Genomic DNA, 23,167 nt, shown 5'->3' on the forward strand with positions numbered 1-23,167 from the left:
CGCTGGTGGCGTCGCCGCTTAAGGTCAGGGTATCGCCGACCAAGGCGCTGCCGTTGGCGATGGCCGGGGTGCCGGTGAAGGCCGGAGCCATGTTGCCAAGGATCAAGGCGCCGGTGGTCACCGGGGCGCTCCCCCCCTGTCCGTCGTCGGCGGTGACCAGACAGTCGATGGCCTGGTGGGCCTGGGTTGAGGTCAGGGTGAAGGTGGCGGCGGTGGCGCCGGGAATGGCGACCCCTCCGGCCCGCCATTGGTAGCTCAGGGTGACGGTGTCGCCGTCCCCATCGCTGGTGGCGTCGCCGCTTAAGGTCAGGGTATCGCCGACCAAGGCGCTGCCGTTGGCGACGGCGGGGGTGCCGGTGAAGGTGGGGGGGGTGTTGAGCAGGGTGAGCGTGGCGGTGGTGGCGGTGGCGGTCAGCCCGAAGCCGTCGTCGACGCTGACCACCGCATCGATGGCCTGGTGGGCCTGGGGCTGGGCGACGGTGTAACTCGCCCCGGTGGCGCCTGAAATAGCGACCCCGGCGGCCCGCCATTGGTAGGTGGTGGTCAGCGGATCGGCGTTGGGATCGGTGGCGGCGGTGGCGCTCAACGTCAAGGTGTCGCCGACCACGGCGCTACCGTTGGCGATGGCGGGGGTGCCGGTGAAGCTGGGGGGCAGGTTGGCAGCCTGTTTGCCCAGGGCGATCTTGCCAGCGACATCAAAGGCCAGGTAGTTGGCGGTCGCGGCATCGAACAGGGCGCTGTTGACCGGCATCCCGGCTAGATCGCTGGGGACCAGACTCCAGTTTAGGCCGTCGGGCGAGGTGAACACCCCCGGGGTGGCGCCGTTGTAGCGCGATGTGGCGTCGGGGATCAAAAACCGGACGCCGTCCCAGGTGATTCCATAGGGGCGAACCGCGGCAAGCGAGGGGGCGGGGGTCCAGGTGACGGCGTCGCTGCTGACCACCGCCTTGGGGGTACCCAGCCCCACCGCCACCAAGAGGCCGCTACCGTTGGAGGTCACGTCGCTGAACGAGGTGGCGACCCCCGAGGTTTGGGGGGTCCAGGTCACCCCGTCGGGGCTGGTGGCGATGCCGCCGTTGGCGCCTGCCTGCACAAACAGCCCCAGGGTGGCATCCCAGATGAGGCCGGTGGCGTTGGTGCCGAGCGAGCCGTTGCTGGCGTGTTCGGTCCAGACCACCCCGTCGGGGCTGGTCCAGCTGATGGGGATGCTCCCCCCCCCGCCGTAGCCGGTCGCCACCAGGGTGACGCCGTTCCAGGCGACCCGCAGCATGATGGCGGTATTGCCGACCTGGGGGCTCCAGACCACCCCGTCGGGACTGGTGAGCAGGGCGCCGCTGGCCCCCACCGCCACGAATTGGGTGCCGGTCCAGGTCACATCGCGAAGCGATGCGGTGGTCCCCGAGGTTTGGGGGGTCCAGGTTAAACCGTCGGGGCTGGTGACGATCCGCCCGGCGTCGCCCACCGCCACGAACAAACCGTTGCCCTTCACCCCCCGGGAGAGCTTGTCGTGCACTCCGGTCGAGCGTTCGGTCCAGGTGATGCCGTCGGGACTGGTGAAGATCTGCCCCCCCATCCCCGCCACGACCCATTGCACCCCATCCCAGAGCACCGAGTTGAGGGTCCACGAGGCTGAGGTCGAGCCGGTGAGGGTTTTGCTCCAGGTGGCGCCGTCGCTGCTGACGTAGGCGCCGTATTGACCGACCGAGCAATACTGGAGGCCGCTCCATCCCAATTGCCTGGGGTAATGGGCCATCGATGCGGCGTTCAGGGCGCTCCAGACCACCCCGTCGCTGCTGGCGATGGTGTAGAGATTGGCGGTGCTGACCACCCAGCGGGCGCCGTCCCAGGTCGCCCCCAAAAAGCCTGAAGATGATGCGTTGAGTGGCAGGGCGGCGATGGCGGCGGCGGGGTCTTGCTGGGTCCAGGTCACCCCATCGGGGCTGGTCGCCATCATCACGCTGCCGGTGGATCCTCCCCCCCCTACCGCCAGGAATTGGCTGCCGTTCCAGGCGACCTGCTTGAGGGTTTCGTAAAAGGCCATGGTGGGGAAGCTTTGAAGGGTCCAGTTCGCCCCTGCATCGCTGCTGGTGATGACCGAGCCTTGGTCCCCCACCGCCACCAGGATCCCCCCCCCTTCGACCACGCCGAACATCTCGCGCCCCCCCCTTAAAGCCGAGGGGGTCCAGGTCAGGCCGTCCAGGCTGGTGTAGCACTTCGATCCGGCCCCCACCGCCACAAAGCGGCTGTGGGTGGCGCTCCAGATCACCGCGTTCATGCCGGTGATGGCCGGGGTCACGGCGCTCCAGGTCGCCCCGGCATCGGTGCTGCGCACGATCCCCCCGATGTTCGAGGTGGCGACATAGATCCCCACCCCGTCGGAGGCGACCCCGCCGATGAGGTCGCCCACCGGTTTGGGGTTCACCAGTTGCCAGTTGTAGCTCACGGCCAAGGCCGGGGTGGGCAGCAGAGGGGTAAAGGCGGCCAGCGAGGCCAGCAAGATGGGGCGGATCGGGAAGAGGGGTTGTCTCATAGGGGGATCCATTCGATGGGGGTGGATCCCCCTCCCCACCGTGCGGGCGGTGGGGAGGGGGTCTGGAAGGTCGACGAATCAAGGGGAGGGGTTAGAACCCCACGGTGCCGATGAAGCAGCCGCCCCCGCCACCGCCGGCTGAACCATCCCCGGTGGTGCCTCCGGCGGTGGTGTTGGCGGCGGGGATCGTCAGGGCTGCGACGGTCACGGCGGTGATGCCGCCCTGGCCGTCGTTGGCGCTCAGCGCCACCGAGATGGCGTGCCCCTCGTGGGTCGCGGCGACGGCAAGGGTCGCACCGGTTTCTCCGGTTAGATCGACCCCGTCGCTACGCCATTGGTAACTCAAGGTGACGGTGTCGCCGTCGGGGTCGCTGGTGGCGACGCCGCTCAGGCTCAGGGTGTCGCCCGCCACCGCCGAGCTGTTGGCGATGGCCGGGGTGGCGTCGAAGCTGGGGGCGGTGTTGCCCACGGCGATGGCGGCGGTGGTGGCTTGCACCGGGTTCGACTTGCCGTCGTTGATGAAGATGAGGCAGTCGATGTTTTGGTGGGCCAAGGCCGGGGTGACGGTCAGGGTGGGGCCGTTGGTGCCGACCCCGGTGATGACCGCCCCGTTGTGCCGCCATTGGTAATAGAAGTTGACCGTATCGCCGTTGGGATCCGAGGCGAAGCCGTCGGCCAGGGTCAGGGTGTCGCCCACATGGGGGTTGAGGTTGGCGATCGCCGGGGTGCCGGTGAAGGCGGGGGGAAGGTTGCCGGGTTGAACCGGCGCGGTCTGGTGCTGGGCAAACCCGCCGAAGGGGTCGGTCGCGGTGACCACGCAGGTGACCATCGCGTTCAGGTCGGTGTTGGCGACGGTGTAGGTCGGACCCGTGGCGCCGGGAATGTCGACGCCGTCCGCCTGCCAGCGATAGGTGGTGGTGAGCAGATCGCCGTTGGGGTCGGTGGCGGCGGTGAATTGCAGGGTCAGCAGGTCGCCGACCGCAACCGGACCGGCATTGGCGATCTCAGGGTATTCATCGAAGGTCGGCACCCCGTTGCCGGGGATGTAAGGGGCGGTGGTGGCGGTGGTGACCCCACCGCTTTGGTCGTCGGCGGTGACGACACAGTCGATGGCCACCCCGATATCGGCAGGGGCGATGGTGTAGTCCAGCGCGGTTGCTCCGGGAATATCGACCCCCGCCGCCCGCCACTGGTAGGTCATGACCGGGGTGGAGAACGGGTTGTCGTCGGTGACCGTGGCCTGAACCTCGACGACTGTTCCCACGGTGGATGAGATGTTGCTCACGGTGGGGGGGGTGACGAACACCGGGGGGTTGTTGAAAAGGGCCAAGCTGTCGGATGTGACCGTGGTGAGCCCCCCGTTGCCGTCGTCCGCGGTGATATCGCAGGAGAGGCCAAAACCCAATTCATTGACGGTGATGGTGAAGGTGGGGCCGGTCGCCGAGGCGATAGGAAGCCAGCCGTCCAGATACCACTGGTAGGTCAAGGTGACGGTGTCGCCATCGACATCGCTGGTCCCCAGGTTGGTCAACGAAACGACGTCGCCCACATTGTTGCCGGTCGAGGCCAGGGTCGGGGTGCCGGTGAAGGTGGGGCGGTGATTGGCGATCGTCACCGGGGGTGTCGTGGCGGTCGCCACCCCCCCCAGGTTGTCGTCGACGGTGATGGTGCAATCGAGGGATGCCCCGGCATCGCTGGGGGTCATGGCGTAAAAAGCGGCGGTGGCGCCGGGAATGGCCACCCCATTGTTGCGCCACACATAGGTGTAGGTCAGCACGTCGTTGTCGGGGTCTTGAGCGTTGGCGTTGAGCAGGCTCAAGGTGTCGCCGACGGCAACGTTCTGGGTCTTGATGGTGGGGGGGGTGGCGAAGGCGGGGGGGTGGTTGGGGAGTACGGCGCCCAGACTGATGTGGCCGAAGGTGTCCACGGTCAGGTATTGACCGCTGCTGGGCTCGAAGAGCGCCCCCTTGCCGGCAATGCCGCCGATGTTGGTGGCGGTTTTGCTCCAGGTGACCCCGTCGGTCGAGGTGTAAATGGTCGGTTTGCTGTTGACCGTGACGTTGATGGGAATCAGGTACCGGCTGCCATCCCAAACGATGCTGATGCTTCGGGTGCCGTAACTGGGGAAGGTGACGGGGCTCCAGGTCACCGCGTCGGTGCTGACCAAGACGTTGGGGGTTCCGATGCCGACCGTGACCAAACGACCGTTGCCGTCGCTGGTCACACCGAGCAGGGTGCCGGTGGTGTTCGAGTTTTGTGGGGTCCAAACGATGCCGTCGGGGCTGGTGGCGATGCCCCCCCCCGAGAAACCGACCTGGACGAACAGGCCCAGGGTCGGCTCCCAGATCAGGTCATTGACGTTGGATCCCAGGCCGCCGTTGCTGCTGGGGGTCCAAGTCGCCCCATCGGTGCTGGTCCAAGCGGCGGCGACCCCCCCTTGATCGCCGACGGCGACCAGGGTGACCCCATTCCACGCCACGGTGAGCCGGTTGCCGGTAAGGCCGACCTGGGGGCTCCAGGCGATGCCGTCGGGGCTGGTGACCACCGCGCCGTTGTTGCCCACAGCGACGAATTGGGCGCCCGTCCAAACGATGTCGTTCAGGGTTTCAATGGTGTTCGAGGTTTGCACCGTCCAGGCGACCCCGTCGGGGCTGGTGGCAATCCTTCCTGCGAACCCCACCACCACGTAGAGGCCGCCTGCGAAGGCGGCGCGGTTCAGGTCGTCGTGGATCCCCTGGGAGCGTTCGGTCCAGGTCGTGCCGTCCGGGCTGGTATAAAGGGTTCCACCGCTCCCCCCTGCGATCCACTGGGCGCCATCCCAGGCGACCGTCTTCAGGAAATAATTGGCCTGGGGGGCCGTCAGGGTGTGGTTCCAGGTGACGCCGTCGTTGCTCACAAAAGCGCCGTATTGCCCCACGGCGCAGTATTGCAGGCCGTTCCAGCCCAACGCCTTGGCGTAGGTGTTCGTCCCTGCCGTGGGTGAGGTGGTCAGGGCGCTCCAGGTCACCCCGTCGGCGCTGACCAGACTGTAGAGGTCGCGGGTGGTGACGACCCAGCGGGCGCCATCCCAGACCACACCGCCAAGGGGGGTCGTGGCCGATACGGTGGGGAGGGTGGCGATGGCGGTGGCGACATCCTGCTGGGTCCAGGTCACCCCATCGGGGCTGGTCACCAACAGCTGGGCCCTTGTGTAACCCCCAACCGCCACAAAGAGGCTGCCGTTCCACGCGACGTGATCCAGCGACGAGAGGGTGCCGGGAACCACCTGATTTTGGCTGACCCAGTTGGCGCCGCCGTTGCTGCTGGTCCAGATGGAGCTTCCCCCCCCTACGGCGACGAGGATGCCGTTGCCTTCGGCGAGCGCTTGAACCGGATAAGAGTTTGGCCTGGTGGTGGGGCTCCAGGTCAACCCGTCCGGGCTGGTGAAGGATCCGTTCGACCAATTGCCCATGGCGACAAAACGGCTGTGAGCGGCGCTCCAATAGACGGTGAGGCAGCCGGTTGCAGTTTTAACCTGGCCCCAGGTCGTCCCCCCGTCGCCGCTGCGCAGCAACGTCCCCTGTTTGCTCACCGCCACAACAACCCCGCCGCCATTGCTGGCAAGCGCACCGATTTCATCGGGGGTGGGCAGAGGGTTGACCTCTTGCCAGCTGTAGGTCAGTGCGGCCCAAGCCGGGACGGTGAAACCGGGAATAAGCCCAACCGTCAGGATCATGGCCAGGCAGAGGCGATGGATGGTGTTCATGGGTGCTCCTTAAAAAATGATCCTGAAATGAACCGAAGCCAGACCGTTGGCGATGGTGTCGATGGTTCGAAAGCGATGGGGATCGAGACTCAGGGCAACACGATGTTGTCGATCCAGGCGGCATCGAGGCCGACCGCCACCGCGCCGTTTTTGATGTAACTCCAGGAGTAGGTGTGGCTCCCCGCCGGGACCGAAAACTGCACCCGCTGGAAGCCGACCGCCCCCGACCAACGCCCCCCGGTCGGGACAACCCCGTCGATGCTGAAGACCAGCTCGTCCATCCCCGCCTCGCTGTCGACCCTCAGATCGAACGCAATCGAGCCGGCGACCACCGAATCGGCCACAAACTTGACGTTGCTGGTGTTCCCATCGGCGATGGGGGCGCTCTTCAGGCTGTGGCGTCCGGTGGCGGCAAAGTCGGTGGTGATGAACCAAGGCGATTGATTCAGACCGACCCCCATCGAGGTCGGCCAACCCCCCTCGAAATCGAATGCGACGCGGGCCAGGTAGAGGGGGGAGCCCCCAAAGTGGTTGAGCACCACGGTGGGACTGCGCTGGACCGAGACGGCGGTGACCCCCCTGATCTGGCGGCTGGCGTCGTTGCCCCAGCCGCGCAGGGAGCCGTCGCTCATCAGCACCATGGTGTGGTCGCCCCCACAGGCGATGTCGACCGCCGTGGCGACCCCGACCGCCTGAATCGGAGCCAGACTGTTGGAGGTGGTGAAGGTGGCGTCGCCCAGAACCCCGTTCAGATTGCTGCCCCAACTCCAAACCGAGCCGTCGGCCAGCAACGCCGCCGAGTGGGATTGCCCCGCCGCGATCTTCAGCACGGCAATGCCGGGGGGGAGTCCCAGCACCTGCACCGGGGTGGCGGTGTTGATGGTGGTGCCATCCCCCAGCTGTCCTCGGTCGTTCTTGCCCCAGGCCCAAATGGCTTTGTTGCCCACCAGCGCCAGGGCGTGATCCCCTCCGGCGGCGATGGCGGTCACCTTGGTCAGTCCGACCACCTGGGTCGCCAAGGGGGTGGCCAGGGCGCCGCTGAGCACCCCTTCGCCGACCTGGCCGAATTGGCTCGATCCCCAGGCCCAGACGCTTGCGTCGCTCAGCAGCGCCAGCGAATGGTGGTTTCCGGCGGCAATCGCCTTAGGCAGGGCGACCGATTGGATCTTGCTCAAAACCGGGGTGGCGCTGTCGAGGGTGCTGCTGTCGCTGAGCTGGCCGTTGGCGTTGGAGCCCCAGCTCCAGATCGAGCCGTTGGCCAGCAGCACCATGGAGTGGGTCGCTCCGGCCGCCACCCGACTGGCGCCGGACAGCCCGCCGATCTTCACCGGGGTGGCCGAGGCGATCAGGCTGTTGTTGCCCAATTGCCCGGCTGCGTTGCAGCCCCAACTCCACACCTGTTTGGCGGCGTCGATCCCCAGCGCATGGCAGGTATGGGTGGCCAAATCGAGCATGGTCCCCAGGTTGGGAAGGGGGGCGGGATCCTGGGCTTGCGGCAGCAGGGGGGGGAGCACCTGGGTGCCCAGTTGCAACCCGGTGTTGTCGCCCCAGCCCAGCGCCACCCCGGTGTCGGTCAGGGCCAAGGTGTGGGTCTGACCGGCAACCAGCCTCTCGCGACCCGACAAAGGGGCGGTGCGGGGGGCCTGAGCCACCGTGATCTTGGCGGTGGCGCTGCCGACGTTGACCCCGTCGCTGGCCGAGAAGGTGATCGTGTTGGTTCCGTAGGGGAGCCGGGGGGTGGTGGTGGCGGTGACCGCCGGGTTGGGGGCGACGTTGTCGACGGCGCTCCCTGCGGCCAGGAAGGCGGCAACCGCCGGATCGCCGGCCGAGACCCCGTCGATGCCATCCCCCATCACCGTGATGTCGAGCGGGGGGGTGACCACCGGGGGGGTCATGTCGACCACCCGGACGGTGACGCTGCCGGTGCCGACGTTGCCGAAGCGATCGCTCCCCATGATCTGCACCGTCGTGTCGCCCAGGGGGAACTGGGTGGGGAGTGGGGCGTAGCTGGTGACCGCCACCGAAGAGATATGGCCGTCGCTCCCTTTGCGTCCCATCAGGTAGGCGTTCAGACCGGCGGCGGCAGGGGCGTTGGCGGCGACCCCGGTGGCGTCGGTGGCGGCGATGAGGGTCACGTTGGGTGGGAATTCAGGGGGGCCGATCACGTAGAAATAGCCGGTCATGGTGGCGACATTGCCCGCCGCATCGGTGGCGGTGAAGACCACGGTGTGTTGCCCCCGCCCCAACAGCGCGGGCAGGTTGTGGGTCACCACGGGGGCCGGATCGACGGCGTCGGTGGCGGTGATCGCCGCGAGTAGGGCGGTCACCTGCGGATCGCTCAGGAACAGCCCGGAGTTGGGGCCGCCATTGAGGTCGACGAACGCGGGGGGGGTGCCGACCAACACGGGGGGGGTGGTGTCGCGGACCGTGACCGTGTAGGTCGCCTGTTGAACGCTCCCCAGGGGGTCGGTGGCACTGAAGGTCACGGCGGTGCTGCCGACCGGCAACAGGGTCGGGGCGTTGTGGGTCACCGTCAGGGGTTGCCCGGCGGCGTCGTACCCCTGTACCGAGCCGAGCCAGGCCAACGCGGTGGCATCGGTCGCGGCCACCGCCCCGCCGAGGGGGGAGAGGGCAATCGCGTCGCCCAAACTCGGGGCGGTGAGGGTGGGGCGATCCAGCACGGCGATGGTGGCCTGGGCGCGGCCCAGATTCCCGGCGGCGTCCCGCACCTCGAAGGTCACCGCGCTGCTCCCCACCGGCAAGGGATTCGGGGCGTCGACGGCGATGGCGCTCAGGGGGCCGTCGTAAGCGTCGGCGGCGCTCCCCCCGGCCAAAAACAGGGCGATGTCGCTTTGGCTCAGCCCATAACCTGAAACCGATCCCCCGCCGAAAGCCAGGGGGCCAACCGGCGTCGGGCTAAAGAGGTTCGGTCGCGGCTGCGCCCCCATCCCCCCATCGCCCAGGATGCCCCAGCCCCAGACGGTACCGTCGCGTCGCAGCACGAACCCGTTGTTTTGGTTGGCGACGATCTTGACCGCCCCATCGACCCCGGGCAGCGGGACGGGGCGCAGGGCCGCTTCGGCGAACCCTCCGGGCATGTTGTACCCCCCCCAGCGCCAGACGGTGCCGTTGCGGGCCAAGGCGTATTCGTTGAAGCCGCCGTAGGAATCGGCCAGTGCGGCAACCGAGCCGTTCAGGCCGTTGCTGGCATCGAGAGCGATGGGGGTGGCTTGATTCGAGATCGACCCTTGCCCCAATGAGGCGTGGCTGTTGTAGCCCCAGACGAAGACCTTGCCCTGATCGGTGCGCACCATCAGGTGGGAAAAGCCGGCAAACACCTCGGCCGCCCCGGCGATGGGGGTGTCGAGGGGGACCGGGGTGGTTTGGGTGGTACCGGTGCTGGCGGCGTGCCCCATCATCCCCCCGCTGTTCACCCCCCAGACCCAAAGCGAGCCGTCGTTTTTCAGGCCGAGATGAAAAGTGCTGCCGGTGGCAAAACGGGCCATCCCCCGCAGCGGCTCGACCCGAACCGGCGCGAACACATTCAGCATGGTGGAGGCGCCGCACAGTTGGGCGGCGTTGTTGTAGCCCCAGCCCCAGACCGTGCCGTCCCCCTGAATGGCCCAGGCAAAATCGGCGTGGGCCTGAATCGAGCGCACCCCGTTTAATGTCGGGATGGGGGCCGGGGTCTCGACGCGGGTGGCGGTGTTGCCGTCGCCGCGTCCCAAGAGCCCTTTGCTGTTGCCCCCCCAGGTCCAGACGGTGCCGTCGCTTTTTAGCGCCATCCCCATGTTTGCGGCGGCGGCGATGGCGACCACGCTGTGCAGGCCCGGCACCGGGGCGGGGGTCATGCCGCTGGGGGTGTCCAGCCCCCACTGCCAAACCCTGCCGTCGCTCATCAAGGCCAGGGTGCGGTCGGTCGTGGCGGCCAGATCGATCACCGTGAAGGGGGTGACCTGGTCGGGGGCGACCGTCCAGCGCGACAGGGTCAAGGGGGCGGGGGGGGTGACCACCGGGGGGGTCAGGTCGGCCACAGTCACCGACGACACCACCGAATAGGGGGCCCCGCCGCCATCGTGGGCGGTGAAGGTGACCGGGGTGGTCCCCACCGGGAATTGGGTCGGGCCGTTGTGGGTGATGGTGGGCAGGCCGCCCAGGCTATCCCGGGCGCTCGCCCCCCCCAAGAAGGCGACGATGGCCGGATCGCTGCTGGCCAGGCCGGCGGCGCTGCTGGTGGTGACCACCACCGGCGCCGGGGGGATCAGCTCTAAGGTGTTGCTGACGGTGATGGTGGCGTTGGCGCTGCTGGTGTTGCCCGAGGGATCGGTGGCCGAAAAGACCAGGGGATGAGACCCCACCGTCAGCGCGGGCAGGGGCTGGTTGTAGCGCACGCTCAGGTCGCCGCTCACCCCGTCGCGGGCGGTGGGGGAGGCCAGGAATTGGGCCAGGCCCGGATCGCTCGGGAGGGCGGTGGTGCTCGGGGCAACCGGCATCACCACCACGCTGGCCGGAGCGGCGATGACCGGGGGGGTGGTGTCGACCAGGGTGATGGTCGATGCGGCGGTTTGGGGGGTTCCGGCGCCGTCGACGGCGGTGAAATGAACCGTGGTAACCCCCAGGTGAATCCTGGCGAAGGGGGGCAAATCGTGTTGGACGCTCAGCGTCCCCCCGAGGCTGTCGACCGCGCTGGCCCCGGCCAAAAAGGTGGCGATGGAGGGGTGACTGAGCGGCAGGGGATCCATCCGGGTGACGTCGATCTGCACCGGGGCGGGGGGGGTGACCACCGGCAGGTCGGCCACCGTGACGGTGGCCTGGGCGCTGGTTTGATTCCCCCCGCCATCGACGGCGGTGAAGGTCACGGTGGTGACCCCCTTGGGGAAGGTGGTCGGGGCGTCGTTCCCGATGACGATTTGGTTCATCGCGGTGGCGGCGTCGTTGGCCGATGCACCCCCCAGGAAGGCGGCAATGGCCGGGTCGCTGGCCGGGGTGCCGCTTAATCCTGCTGCCTGCACCACGATGTTGCCCGGTGCCTGAACGGTCGGGGGGGTGAGGTCGGCGATGGTCAGGTTGGCGACGGCGCTCAGCGCCGGTGAACTGACATAGAACGTTATGCTGAAGGTGCCGAATTTCGGATCGTTGATCCCCGGCAGGCCCCGATAGGAGACCGGGAGCCGCTTGCCGGTGGCATCAAAGGCGAGCGCCCCGTTCAAAAAGGCTTTCAAGGCGGTGTTGTGTAGCTCCGAAGCCCCTTGGGGGGAATCGGCATCCACCGCCGTGGCGAGGGGGGGAATCAAGGTCGCGCCGTTGATGACGACGACCCCGGCGCTGCCGGTGGCCACGTTCCCGGCGGCGTCTTGGGCGGAGAAGTCGACCACCGTGAGCCCCATAGGGAAGCTGGTGGGGGCGTTGTGGACAATCGGGGTGATCGGGCCGTCGACGTTGTCGAGCGCGGTCGCCCCGGTCAAAAAGGCGGCGATGGCTGCGGTGCTGGCGGGTAGCGAAGTCGCCCCCCCGACGGGGACGGCGATGGGGGCGGGGGGGGTGAGGGTCGGCGCGGTTTGGTCGGCCACAACGACGGTGGCGGTCGCGGTGGTGGTGACGGTCGCGGCGGTGGCGCTGAAGGTCACCGTGGTGCTCCCCACCGGGAAGACGGTCGGGGCGTCATGGCTCACCGTCAGGGGGGCGCCGGTGGTATCGAAGGCGGTGGCGCCGTTCAAAAAAGCGGTGATGGCCGGATCGCTGGCGGCGACGCCGCTCCCATTGCGCGCAGCCACGGTGATCGGGGTGGGGGCGGTGACCAGGGGGCCGTTCGAGACGGTGACGCTGGCGCTGGCGCTGCCCTGGTGTCCGGCGGCGTCGCTGGCGCCGAAGGTGACCAGGGTGGTTCCCAGCGGGAAGGTACTCGGAGCGTTGTGGCTGATGAGGCTGATCGTGCCATCCACGGCGTCGCTGGCGCTGGCCCCGGTCAAGAAGGCGGCAATCGCTGGGGTGGTGGCGGGTAGCTCCCCCCCATTGGTTGAGGTGACCGAGATCGGCGCGGGGGCGGTCACCGTGGGGGGTGAAAGATCCGTCACCGTCACGGTCGCCGTGGCGGTGGCGGTGAGGTTGTTGGCGTTGGCCGAGAAGGTCACCACCGTCGCCCCCAGAGGCAGGGTGGTGGGGGCGTTGTGGGTGACGGTGATGGCAGAGCCCGCCCCGTCGAGGGCCGAGGCGCCATTCAAAAAGGTGGCGATGGCCGTAGCGCTGGCGGGGGTGCCCGAAGCCGAGGCGGCGTCGACCGTAACGGGGGTCGGCGCGGTGACCGAGGGGCCATTGGGCACCGTGACGTCGGCGCTGGCGCTGCCCAAATTCCCGGCGGCGTCGTGGACCGAGAAGGTCACGGTGGTCACCCCAATGGGGAAGGTGCTCGGGGCGTTGTTGCCGATGACGGTGATGGCGCCATCGACGTTATCGACGGCGCTCGCCCCCCCCAAAAAGGGGGCGATGGCAGGATCGCTGGCGGGCAGGCCGTTCCAATCGGCGGCGTTGATGGTAACGGGGGCTGGGGCGGTCACCACCGGGGGGGTCTGATCGACCACCGTGAGGGTCGCCCCCACCGAGGTGGTGAGCCCGCCTGCGGTGGCCGAAAAGGTCACCACGGTGTTGCCCAGCGGCAATTGGGTCGGGGCGTCGTTGCCGACGCTCAGCGCCCCACCCTGGGAATCGCTGGCGGAGGCGGCATTGAGCCAGGCGACCACGGCGGGCAGGCTGGCGGGGGTGCCGGAGCCGTCGACGGCGGCGACGATCAAGGTGGGGGGGACGGTGACGGTCGGGCCGTTTGAGATCGCGACGGTGGCGGTGGCGCTGCCGGGATTGCCCGCTGCATCGACGGCGCTGAAGGTCACGGTGGTCGTCCCCACCGCAAAAAGGGTCGGGGCGTCGCTACCGATGGCGGTGATGACCCCATCGACGTTGTCGAGGGCGCTAACGTTGGCCAGAAAGCTGGCCAGGGCCGGGTCGCTGGCGGGGGTGCCGCCGGGGGTGGCGGCCGCAAGGGCGATTCCCCCCGGACCAGTCACCACGGGGGGGGTCAAATCGGCGACGGTCACCAGCACGGTGGCGCTACCTGAATTGCTCGCCCCGTCGACGGCGCTGAAGGTGACGGTGGTCGAGCCCAAGGGGAAGGTCGTCGGGGCGTCGTTGCCGATGACGGTGATCGCTCCGTCGACATTGTCGACGGCGCTCGCCCCGGCCAAGAGGGGGGCCAGGGCGGGGTCACTGGCCGCAATGCCGTTGGCATCGACCGCCGCCACGGTGATCGGGGTGGGGGCGGTGACCACCGGAGCGGTCAGGTCGGCCACCACCACATCGACCGCTACGGCGACCTGGTTGCCCGCCGTATCCGAAACGCTGAAGTGGACCGTGGTGGTGCCGAGGGGCAGCACCGCCGGGGCGTCGTGGGTGATGAGGGGCAGGGCGCCGTCGATGTTGTCGGTGGCGGTGATGGTGGCCAGAAACGCTGTGACCGTAGGGCTGTTCAGGGGCAGCCCGTTGGCGTCGAGGGCGGGTAGGGTCACCGAGGCGGGGGCTTGCAGCACCGGGGGTAGGGTGTCGACGACCACCCCGCCCCCCGTGGCGCCATCGCCTCCTCCGCCACCCCCGCCACAGGCGCTGACCAGCATCGAGAGGAGTAAGAGCCGGGCGGTCCAAAGAAGCTTATGTCCTGATTTCATGGTTGATCTCAAATCTACGGTTTCGCACTAGGGAAACGCTGAAAAAGGGCTCTTGCCTTTTCTACGCATACCAAACCAGCCACGGACGTTCCTGGTTTTGGCGACCCTCCATGGGTCGCGAGGAAGCGCCGAATCGATCAGCGCTTCCTTGGGGTTTTAGGTGCCCAGAAATGATCCGTGGCCAGCATCGGCAAGTGGCCGGATCGATCCCTTTTGCGCGAAGGATGCGGGAGCCTGTGTGGGGCGTCTGTGAATGAAAACGAGGGGGCAAAACCAAGCTTTTTTGTTTAAAAAAGCCAGTAAGTATAAGGCTTCGATCGATTTTTCCGGGCAAGCTAGTGGAATGCGGCGGCGGGCGGTATCGCACGAACGCGCGATACCCTCGGGCTCGGTTTTGTGCATGAGCGACCGCCGAACAAAATGGCGCCGGAGCGGCGCCGATTTGTTTCGCGTGCACCAAGGCGCGGCGCGTCCCTCCGGGCGCCGCGTGTGGTGCGGAATTTCAGCGGGCTGGAGGGTGGTGCATCGGGCAGGCTCAGGTCACGTGCCCAGTTGGCATGGGGGGCGAAAAGGTGATGTGGACCACGGCGTTGGGTCGATTGCGGGCAAGGGGGGGGATTACCGCTTGACGGCTGGGGTTATTTGAAGGGGGGGTGGCGGCGGATTTTTCGGCGCCGAAGGCGGCGTGCCTATTCAGGTAGGCCCGAAACCGCTTGGCGCAGCATGGCCCAGATCAGCGACATTCCGGGATGCTCCTCGGGCGGGGCGGCGCGCCAGCGGGCCAGGATGGCATCGGCCCCACCGATCGCTTCGCGGCGTTCGGACAGGGGGCTTTGCGGGGGGTATGCCAGCGGGGTCACGATTTCCCCCACCTGCACCACCCCCGGATGCGAGCGGCTCGGATCGGGCTCCGGATCCCCCTCGACCCCCTTCAAAATCAGGCTGCGCGGTTGCCCCAAGGCGACGTTGATTTCGGCCATCAGCCCCACGTAGGGGGGGTGAAAGACGCCGTTGAGTTGGCTGTCGCAGCGCAGCGGATTGAGCAGCCGCGCCACCGTGTTGGCAAAGGTGCGCACCCCCAGTCGGGGGCGCAGGTTGAACAGCTGCGCCAGCGGGGGGCAGAGGTCGGTGAGGTCGAGGTAGACGATTCCCTCGCTTGCCAAGATCGCCGCCCCCTCGCGCAGATCGCCCCCCCGTCGTATTCCCAACGCTTTGAGCACCGGCCAGGCGGCGATCCGCCCGGGGATCGGGTCGATGCCATGCACCACCACCGGCGTCCCCCCGTTGGCCAGCTTCAGGGCGGCGGCCAGAATCAGCGGGTCGCTGCGGCGCCGACCCGCGTAGCAGGGCAGATCGAGCGCCCCGCTTGGGGCGACGACCTCCCCCCAGCCTGCCACATGATCCCGCGCCGCCTCGACGAAACCGGTTAGCTCTGCCGCCGACTCCCCCTTCATGCGCAGGGCAATCAAGAAGGCGCCGAGTTGCAGGGGGTCGGCAGCGGGCTGCATCAGGGTCGCCAACGCCCAGCGGGCCTGTTCGCGGTCGAGGTCGCGAGCCCCTTTGGCGCCGCGGGCGATATGGGCGATCAGTTCGGGGATTTGCACGGTGTAACCTCGGGGGAATGGGGAAAATTCGTTCGAATCGCGGGAAGATGTGATCCGATGCACCGAAGAAAATGAAAACCGCTCTCAATCTACCCCGGCGCGCCTGAACCATCATCAAGCGGCGACTATCGAGGGGCAGGGGGCTCCAATGAACATCATTCAAACGGGCTTGGCAACGGCAGGACTGGTATTGGCCTTCACCGGCGGCAGCGCTGCTGCCGACGAGCGCTGGACCGACGAGTGGTGGGTCTGCTCCAAGCCGGTAACGTCGGTGGGAATGCAGTTCGATTGCCATCAGAAGGGGAACGAGGCGACTCAGGTCGAGGCCAATATGGCGGCGATGGCGGCCAAGGGGCTTCGAACCTATTCGACCACCACCGAGGGGGATCGTCTGGTGGTGCTGTTTGGGCGGATGCTGGCCTCCTCCCGCTAAATCCAGTTTTCAACACCCATAAAAAAAGGCGGGCCAAGCGGCCCGCCTTTTTTTATGGAAGCGCTGATTTAATAGCGCTTCCGAGCGATCCAGGGATGGGTCGCCAAATTCAGGAACGTTCGTCGGAGGCGACCTAAGTCGCCGACGCTCTGCTGATTTTGCATGCGAAGCCAAAACGACGCCGCCTCATGGCGCCTACTTTTGGTTTTTGCGAGGTGTACTGATTCAAGGCGGGATGCCTTTTATCAGCGTTTCCTTATGAATCTGCGACCGTTTTGAATCAGCCGTGCGCCGCCTTCAAAGCCGCCTGGTAATCGGGTTCCTCGACGATCTCGGGGACCAGTTGGGTGTAGACGACGGTGTCGTTTTCATCCAGCACCACCACCGAGCGGGCGCACAGACCGGCCAGGGGGCCGTCGGTCAGCAGCACGCCGTAATCCTCGGCGAACCGCTTGTCGCGCATCATCGAAAGCGCCTTGACGTTCTCGATCCCCTCGGTGGAGCAGAAACGGCCCTGGGCGAAGGGGAGGTCGGCGGAAACGACCAACACCACCGTGTTCTCAAGACCGGCCCCCTGCTCGTTGAATTTGCGGGTCGAGGTGGCGCAGACGGCGGTGTCGAGGCTGGGGACGATGTTCAAAATCTTCTTCTTGCCGACAAACGTCGCCAACGAAGCGGTGCTCAGGTCGCCGGCAACCAGGGCGAAATCGGGGGCTTTGCTGCCCACGGCGGGAAGATCGCCATTGGTGTGAATGGTGTTGCCTTTCAGGGTCACGGTGGACATGGGGCTACTCCTGTGAACAAGGTGGGAAAAAGGTCAGCCCAAGGGGGGCAAGGGAATGCGGACGTCGTGGGGACCGTATGATGGTAATAACCGAGTAAAATTCTACGGTATTCTTTTTGGGGTTATTTATTTGTACGGATTTTGGGGATGGGCGGGGTGCTAACCCGGATTTTTCATAAAACTCCGGGTTAGCACCCCGCCAAAACGGCGGCGCCCCAGAGCCCCATCCGGTCGGGCTCAGCAACGACGTGCAGGTCGAGCCGCTCGCGCTGCGGCGGTAGGGCGTGGGTATGCCAGGCGGCCTCAAGTGCCGGGCGCATCAGGGCAAAGCCGTCGGATCCCCCCCCGCCAACCGCCATGGTGGCGATATCGAGGGTTTTGGCCACCAGCGACATCGCCAGCCCCAGCGCCGCCCCACCCCGTTCGAAGGCGAGCTGGGCGTGGGGCTCGCCCCTTAAAGCCGCTTTGTACAGGGTCAGACCATCGGAGCAGGGTTTGCCGCTCGCCTCGGTGTAGGTGCGCAGCATGCCGCTGACCGAAGCGACCGTCTCTAGGCAACCGTGGCCGCCACAGCCGCACAGCCGGGCCAGATCGTCATCTTCGACGGTCAGGTGCCCCAGCTCCCCCGCCATCCCCCGCATCCCGCTCCAGAGTTTACCCCCCAGAATCAAGCCTCCCCCCACCCCCGTGCCCAACGTCCAGACCACCAGATCGTCTTGGTGGGAGGGTGTGCCGAAGCGGTGAATCCCCAGGGCGGCGCAGTTGGCATCGTTTTCGACCGCCACCGGTAGCCCCAGGGCGCGGCTCAGATCGTCGGCCAGCGGCAGGTTGTTCAAACCGGGAAGGTTGGGGGAGGCGGTGAGCAACCCCCGGTCGAAAAAGCCGGGGAAGCCGATGCCGACGCGGGTCGCGCCGGTCTCGTGAATGCGACTGCGCAAATGGGTGGTCAGCACCCCCAGGTCGGCCTTGCCGTTGTCGCCGAGCCAGGGGAGCGCCACCTTGACCGGGGAGCCCATACGGGGTGTGCCCCGGTCGGGGCAGGGGCCGACCAGGGCGCTACGCACGAAGGTGCCGCCCACATCGACGGCGAGGATCGGATCAATCCAGGGGGAGGGGTGCGATTTCATGGTAGAGCTCCAGATAGTGCCTTCCCGATTCGTCCCACGAGGCGTCGCGGGCCATGCCGCGCGCCGCGACCGACTGCATCGCTTCGGGCGATTCAAAGAGTCCCAGCGCCCGGTGGATCCCCCAGGAGACCCCGCCGACGCTGGCATCCTTGAAGACCACCCCGGTGGAATGCTCCCAATCGTCGTCCACATGAACCACCGAGTCGGCCAGCCCCCCGGTGGCGCGAACCACCGGAATTGCCCCGTAGCGCATGGCGATCATTTGGGTCAGGCCGCAGGGCTCGTAGCGGGACGGCACCACCAAGAAGTCGCTGCCGCCGTAGACGCGATGGGCCAGAGGTTCGTCGAAGCCGTGGATGTAGCGCACCCGCTCGGGGAAGCGGTCAACCAAGGATTGAATCTGCCCCTCGATGTCGTGCTCCCCGGTTCCCAGCACCACCAGATTAAAGGGGGGGGGATTGAAGTGGTGGACCGCCTGGGTGAAGAGGTCGATCCCCTTTTGTTTGGCCAACCGGGAGACCAAGCCGAAGGTGGGTAGACGGGGGTCGAACCCCATCTCGGCGGCGAAGGCTGCCCGCATCGTCGCCCGCTCCTCGGGGTCGAAGTAGGGATGGGGCAGCAAGGGATCGAGGATCGGGTTCCAGGTCAGGGTGTCGATGCCGTTGAGGATGCCGGTCACCCCCCGCGCTGCCAGCAGCTCGTGCAGCCCCTCCCCCCCTTCCGGGGTGAGGATCTCCCGGGCGTAGGTGGGCGAGACGGTGGTGATGGCGGTCGCAGTGCGGATCGCCCCCTCCAGCCAGCTCATGGCGCCGTCGCCCCGCTTGAGATTCGGCCACTGAGCGAAGTCGATTCCCAGGTCGTCGAAGAGCTCCCAGCCGAAGACCCCTTGGTAACCCAGGTTATGCAGGGTCAGCACGGTGGGCAGGTTCAGGCCGTATTGGGGCATGAGCAGCGGCACCAACCCCGCCTGCCAGTCATGCAAATGCAGCAGGTCGGGTTTGTGCCGCGCCTTCTGGGCGGCGATCAGCACCGCATGGTTGAAGAAGGCAAAACGCAACGCCTGATCGTGGTAGGCGACCGTTCCTCCCCGTTCGCCGTAGGGGTGGGGACGGCTGCCGAAGAAATGGTGCTGGCGCACCAAAATCAGGGGGATTCCCGGTCCCCCCGCCGGATCGGCCAGCCGTGCCCGTACCAGCGCCCCATCGAAGGGGAAGGGGCCGAGCCACACCCGAAAGCGGTGGGTTACCGCCCGTTCGACAATGCGCGGATCGCTGAGCAGCGGGCCGTATTCGGGCAGCACCACCGCCGTCTCGACCTGACCCACATGAAACAGCGCCTCGGGCAGCGCCCCGACCACGTCGGCAAGCCCCCCCGCTTTGGCGACCGGGGCCAGCTCGGGGGAGACCATCCACACCCGCAACGGGCGGGGTGCCTTCGCAGCGGCTTTGGTCGGTGTGGCGGCGGGGGACTTACGGCGTTTGGCTGGGGTGGTTTTAACGCTCATAGCGTCCTCTCCAGGTCTGGCGAGCCTGACCGGCCCGCACCACCTTCGGCGGAAAGGCGACGGTGAGGTCGCCCCCCTGAAAAATGCGCTCGAAACCGGCTTCAGACAGATTCACGGTGTGGCGGGGGCGGTAGGTGACCGAGCACCCCTCGGGAAGATCGAGGGTCAGTTGAATCCCCGACCAGGTGTCGAAAAGCCGGATTTGGCGGCAATCGGTGTGGGCCGCAGCCTGTCCCAGCCCGGCGACGATCTCCCCCCCTTGGGGCAGGGCCAGTTCGATGCGCCCCGCCACCCCGTCGCAGCAGGGGAGGATCAGATGCCAGGTGCACAGCACCGGCTCGGGGCAGGCGATGGCGCCCAGGCCCCAGATCCACGCCTCCTGGCCCGCCACCAAATAGCGGCAACCCGGCTCCCCCTCGATCCCCCAGGGGGGCGTTTCGCTCAGACCCTGCCACAGGCCGGAGCGCAGCGGCTCTTCCTCATGAACCAAGGCCTCCTCCCGCCATTCGGGGGGAAGCGCCCGGGGGTTGTGGATGGTGGCCGGGGCCTCAGCATCGGCCACATGGCCGTGGGGTGCGCAGGGGGTGTGGTAGGGCTGTTTGTGCCGGGCGACCAGGTCGCTCAAGGCGACCCGGGCGGGAAGGAAATCCCATTCGCGAATGCCCCCCTCTTCGTCCAACCACATCTGAAAATCGCCCTGGCGGATCCGGGTGATAGTGCCGATGGAGGGGAGCTCTTCTTCGCTCCACCCCTCGGGCAGATCGAGGGCGTTTTCGGACTCAAGCAGGCTGGTGTAGATCTGACGGCGCAGGTGGGGCAGGTAGAGGCCGCCGAAGACCCCGTGCCAGTAGGCGTCGTTGGCCTGGGCCCGGTGCAGCCCCTCCCGGGCCGGATGATCGAGCGGCTGATCGTCGAGTAGACCGGAGAGCCCCAACATGCGCCGGTGCATCCACAGCGCCTCGGGGTAGCGCACCAGCATTTGGTGCCAGGGGGCACCGATGATGCGCGGGGCGTATCGGGGCCACTCGGGGGTCTCACGCAGCCGCGCCTCCAGATCGGCCATGGTCTCTTGCCCGCTGGGGGGGAGCGACCAGACCCCCATCTCCCGGTAGCTGGTGGTGGTTAGATAGGTGGGGCGGGGGGGAAAGGTGTCGAGCGCCTGGCTGGGCAAAATAGTGGTCAGGGCCGGATGGGCGGCGAGCTGGGTGAAAAGATCGTCGATCCAGCCGCTGCCATAGACCCAGGCATGGGTCTCGGGCCAGGCGCCGAATTTCTCTCCGTCGTCGACCATCACCGCCAGTTTGCGCCCCTCCTCGGCCCAGCCGACCAGCTCGCTCATCAAATCGGCGACCGGGGCAAAGGGGATGCGGTAACGCAGCCGCTCGCTGATCGGCAGCAGTTTCAGGGGGTGGCCCGCGCTTTCGGTTTCGAACATCCCCTCCACCGCATCGGGCTCATGCCCCGAGGCGAGGAAGTGGTGGTCGTCGACGAAGGCCAGTTCGATCCCCGCGAGGTCGAGCGCCACCGGCAGGTCGGGGCTCCAGACCCGTTCGGTCAGCCAGGTTGCACGGGGGCGCTGGCCGAGTTGTTGTTCAAGGGTGTCGCTCAAGCGGCGCACCTGATCGACCCGGTCGCGCTCGGGCAAGCTGGCCAAAATCGGCTCGTGGTAACCGCCGCCGAGCAGTTCGACCTGCCCCCGTTCCACCAACGCCTTGAGCAGCAGCACCGTCTCGGGGTGGTGGATGTGCATCCAGTCGAGCAGGGAGCCGCTGAGGTGGACCGCCATTTTGATGTCGGGATGGCGGGCCAGTGCTTCAAGAAAGGGGGCGTAGGACTGGTCGTGAATCTGCTCGATCACCTCGGGGAAGTTACCCAGGGGTTGATGGCAATGAATGCCCAGAAGAAGGTTGAGCATCGGTGCGTCCTTGGAATGAGAAATCGTCATCGTTAGGGAAACGCTGATTAAAAGGCTCCTGCCTTTTTCAGCAGGGCTTCGGCGACGGGGTCGTCTCCTACGACAGCGCTATTTTGGCGACCCATCCCTGGGTCGCTCGGAAGCGCTGATCCAATCAGCGCTTCCTTAACTCCCGCGCTTCATCACGCCGCCCATTTCGGCAAAGCTGGCGGTGTGGGCCGAATCGACCAGAGGAACCGAGACCGACCGGGGCACCGGAACCTCCAATTGCTGATACAGCTTGCGCAGATGGGCGCGGAATAGGGCGTCGAAGCGGCGCTGGATCGGCAGGGGATTGTTCTCCCCCAACCACCAAAACCAGTCGGAGCCCTCGCAGATGCGCATCTGCCGTTCGACCACCTCCCGCTGCGCCATCGGCAGGGTGGGGCACTTGGCCAGATAGGCAGCCCGGGCGTCGCAGAGCAACTCCCAGGCCCGGTTTTTGGCCGGGTCGCCAATCCAGGTGGTCAGGGTGCCGTGGACCCAGGATCCGGCCACCACCTGGGGCAAAGCGGGGTAGTCCCCCTGCATCAACTGCCGCGGGGTGACCGCTTCGAGGTCGGGGTGCGCGGCAATCGCCTTGAGCAAATCGGGAACAAAGTGGCGCCCCCCGTCGGCGTAGTACTCCCAGGGGTTTTCGCCGTCCAGGGCGATGGTGACCACCGCCTCGGGTTGGTAACGGAAGCGGTGGACCAGCGCCTCCAAGCGGTGAATCAAGTCGCGCACCGCGTCGTCGCCCCGCCAGCGGGGGTAGTCGAAACCGAGCCGGTCCGAAAGATGATCGTCGCGAAAGAGGGTCAGGATGCCGCTTTGACCACAGCGGTGGGGGGTGTAGAGGCTGTCGGGCGCTTCGCCGTTTTGCCGTTCCCAGTGTTGGGAATGGGCCAGCACCCGCTCCCCGGTGGCGACCCAGCCGACCCCTTTTTCGGCCAGGAGATCGAGAGTCGGGGTGTCGACCGCCCCCTCCGAGGGCCAGCAACCGGGCATGGCGCCCCAGTCGCGGATCGCCTCATCCCGCCAGCGCAGCTGCCCCCCGATCGCTTTGTCCCCTTCCAGAAAACGGGCTTGGGGCAGGGGGACGGTGGGGGTCGCCTCATGGGCGCAGTTCAGATCGTGCAACAGCGGCAGGATCGGGTGGGCGCCGGGGCTCATCGCCACCTCGAACGCCCCTTCGTGCATGCGGCGCAGCCGCGGCAGCACCGCTGCCAGCACCTCTTCGATCACCCGCAGCAGTAAAGTCCTGTCGGCTCGGTCGAAACCGGCCCCCTTGTTGATGAGGTAGGCGACCCGGGGGTCGCTGTCGCGGACCGTCTCCCCCATCCAGGCCAGAAAAAACCAAACCGAGAGATCCTGAAAGAAGGAGCTACCCAGGTAGATCCCCTCGGGGTCGTGGGCGGCCAGCTCGGCCATGCGTTGGTAGGGGGGGTGGCGGGCGATCAGCCGCTCTTTGTTGATCCAAAAGAGTTTTTCGAGCGCCATGCGCCGTAACGCGGGACTCCAGTCGTCCGGTTCTAGGGTTAGGGTCGCCAGCAGCGGCTCGGGGATGGGGCTTCCCTCTTCCCGGTGGCGGGTGAGGTGGGCCATCGACTCTTCGAGCTGCTCGACCAACACCGGCACCAGGTTGAAGGTCATCGGCACCCCGGCGGCCTGCGCCCACACCGGCAAATCGGTATAGCCGCGCAGGGCGTGGACCGCCACCCAGGGCATGGTGACCTCGCCATCGACCCGGTAATCGGGCTGATGGAAATGCCAAATCAGGCAGAGCTTCATTCTC

At 67.1% G+C, this 23,167-nt stretch carries 10 protein-coding genes; 1 reads left to right on the forward strand and 9 read right to left on the reverse strand.

All coding sequences use genetic code 11. The features are described 5' to 3' along the window. From AUJ55_00160 to AUJ55_00175, 4 genes are all read right to left on the reverse strand, one after another. Positions 1–2,530, reverse strand: a 2,530-nt coding sequence (locus tag AUJ55_00160; protein OIO61399.1) for a hypothetical protein, incomplete at its 3' end; no start/stop codon positions are given. A gap of 91 nt (positions 2,531–2,621) precedes the next feature. Continuing rightward, entirely contained in the window at positions 2,622–6,275 is a 3,654-nt protein-coding gene (locus AUJ55_00165; protein ID OIO61400.1) for a hypothetical protein, read from the reverse strand. Between the two features lie 89 nt (positions 6,276–6,364). Beyond that, positions 6,365–13,987: a hypothetical protein gene (locus AUJ55_00170; GenBank protein OIO61401.1), complete on the reverse strand. Its 7,623-nt coding sequence runs from the start codon at positions 13,985–13,987 to the stop codon at positions 6,365–6,367. A gap of 689 nt (positions 13,988–14,676) precedes the next feature. Then, positions 14,677–15,591, reverse strand: a complete 915-nt coding sequence (locus AUJ55_00175) for a hypothetical protein (protein OIO61402.1) — start codon at positions 15,589–15,591, stop codon at positions 14,677–14,679. A 148-nt stretch (positions 15,592–15,739) separates the two neighbouring features. On the opposite strand from AUJ55_00175, the gene AUJ55_00180 reads away from it, so the two are divergent. Then, a complete protein-coding gene (locus AUJ55_00180) occupies positions 15,740–16,024 on the forward strand; it encodes a hypothetical protein (GenBank protein ID OIO61403.1) in 285 nt (94 codons plus the stop codon). A 280-nt stretch (positions 16,025–16,304) separates the two neighbouring features. Here AUJ55_00180 and AUJ55_00185 read toward each other — a convergent pair whose 3' ends face one another. From AUJ55_00185 to AUJ55_00205, 5 genes are all read right to left on the reverse strand, one after another. Continuing rightward, complete coding sequence (locus tag AUJ55_00185) at positions 16,305–16,808, reverse strand: lipid hydroperoxide peroxidase (protein ID OIO61404.1); 504 nt, start codon at positions 16,806–16,808, stop codon at positions 16,305–16,307. A 188-nt stretch (positions 16,809–16,996) separates the two neighbouring features. Then, complete coding sequence (locus AUJ55_00190; GenBank protein ID OIO61405.1) at positions 16,997–17,935, reverse strand: hypothetical protein; 939 nt, start codon at positions 17,933–17,935, stop codon at positions 16,997–16,999. Further along, positions 17,907–19,355: a hypothetical protein gene (locus AUJ55_00195; protein ID OIO61414.1), complete on the reverse strand. Its 1,449-nt coding sequence runs from the start codon at positions 19,353–19,355 to the stop codon at positions 17,907–17,909. Before AUJ55_00195 ends, AUJ55_00190 begins: the two co-directional genes overlap by 29 nt. Positions 19,356–19,428: 73 nt before the next feature. Beyond that, the gene (locus AUJ55_00200; protein OIO61406.1) at positions 19,429–21,354 is read right to left on the reverse strand and encodes a hypothetical protein; all 1,926 of its coding nucleotides are present in this window, start codon (positions 21,352–21,354) and stop codon (positions 19,429–19,431) included. A 165-nt stretch (positions 21,355–21,519) separates the two neighbouring features. Further along, complete coding sequence (locus AUJ55_00205; GenBank protein OIO61407.1) at positions 21,520–23,163, reverse strand: hypothetical protein; 1,644 nt, start codon at positions 23,161–23,163, stop codon at positions 21,520–21,522. Positions 23,164–23,167: the final 4 nt, after the last annotated feature.

This window comes from Proteobacteria bacterium CG1_02_64_396, from assembly GCA_001872725.1.
Taxonomy (GTDB): Bacteria; Pseudomonadota; MNWR01; order CG1-02-64-396; family CG1-02-64-396; genus CG1-02-64-396.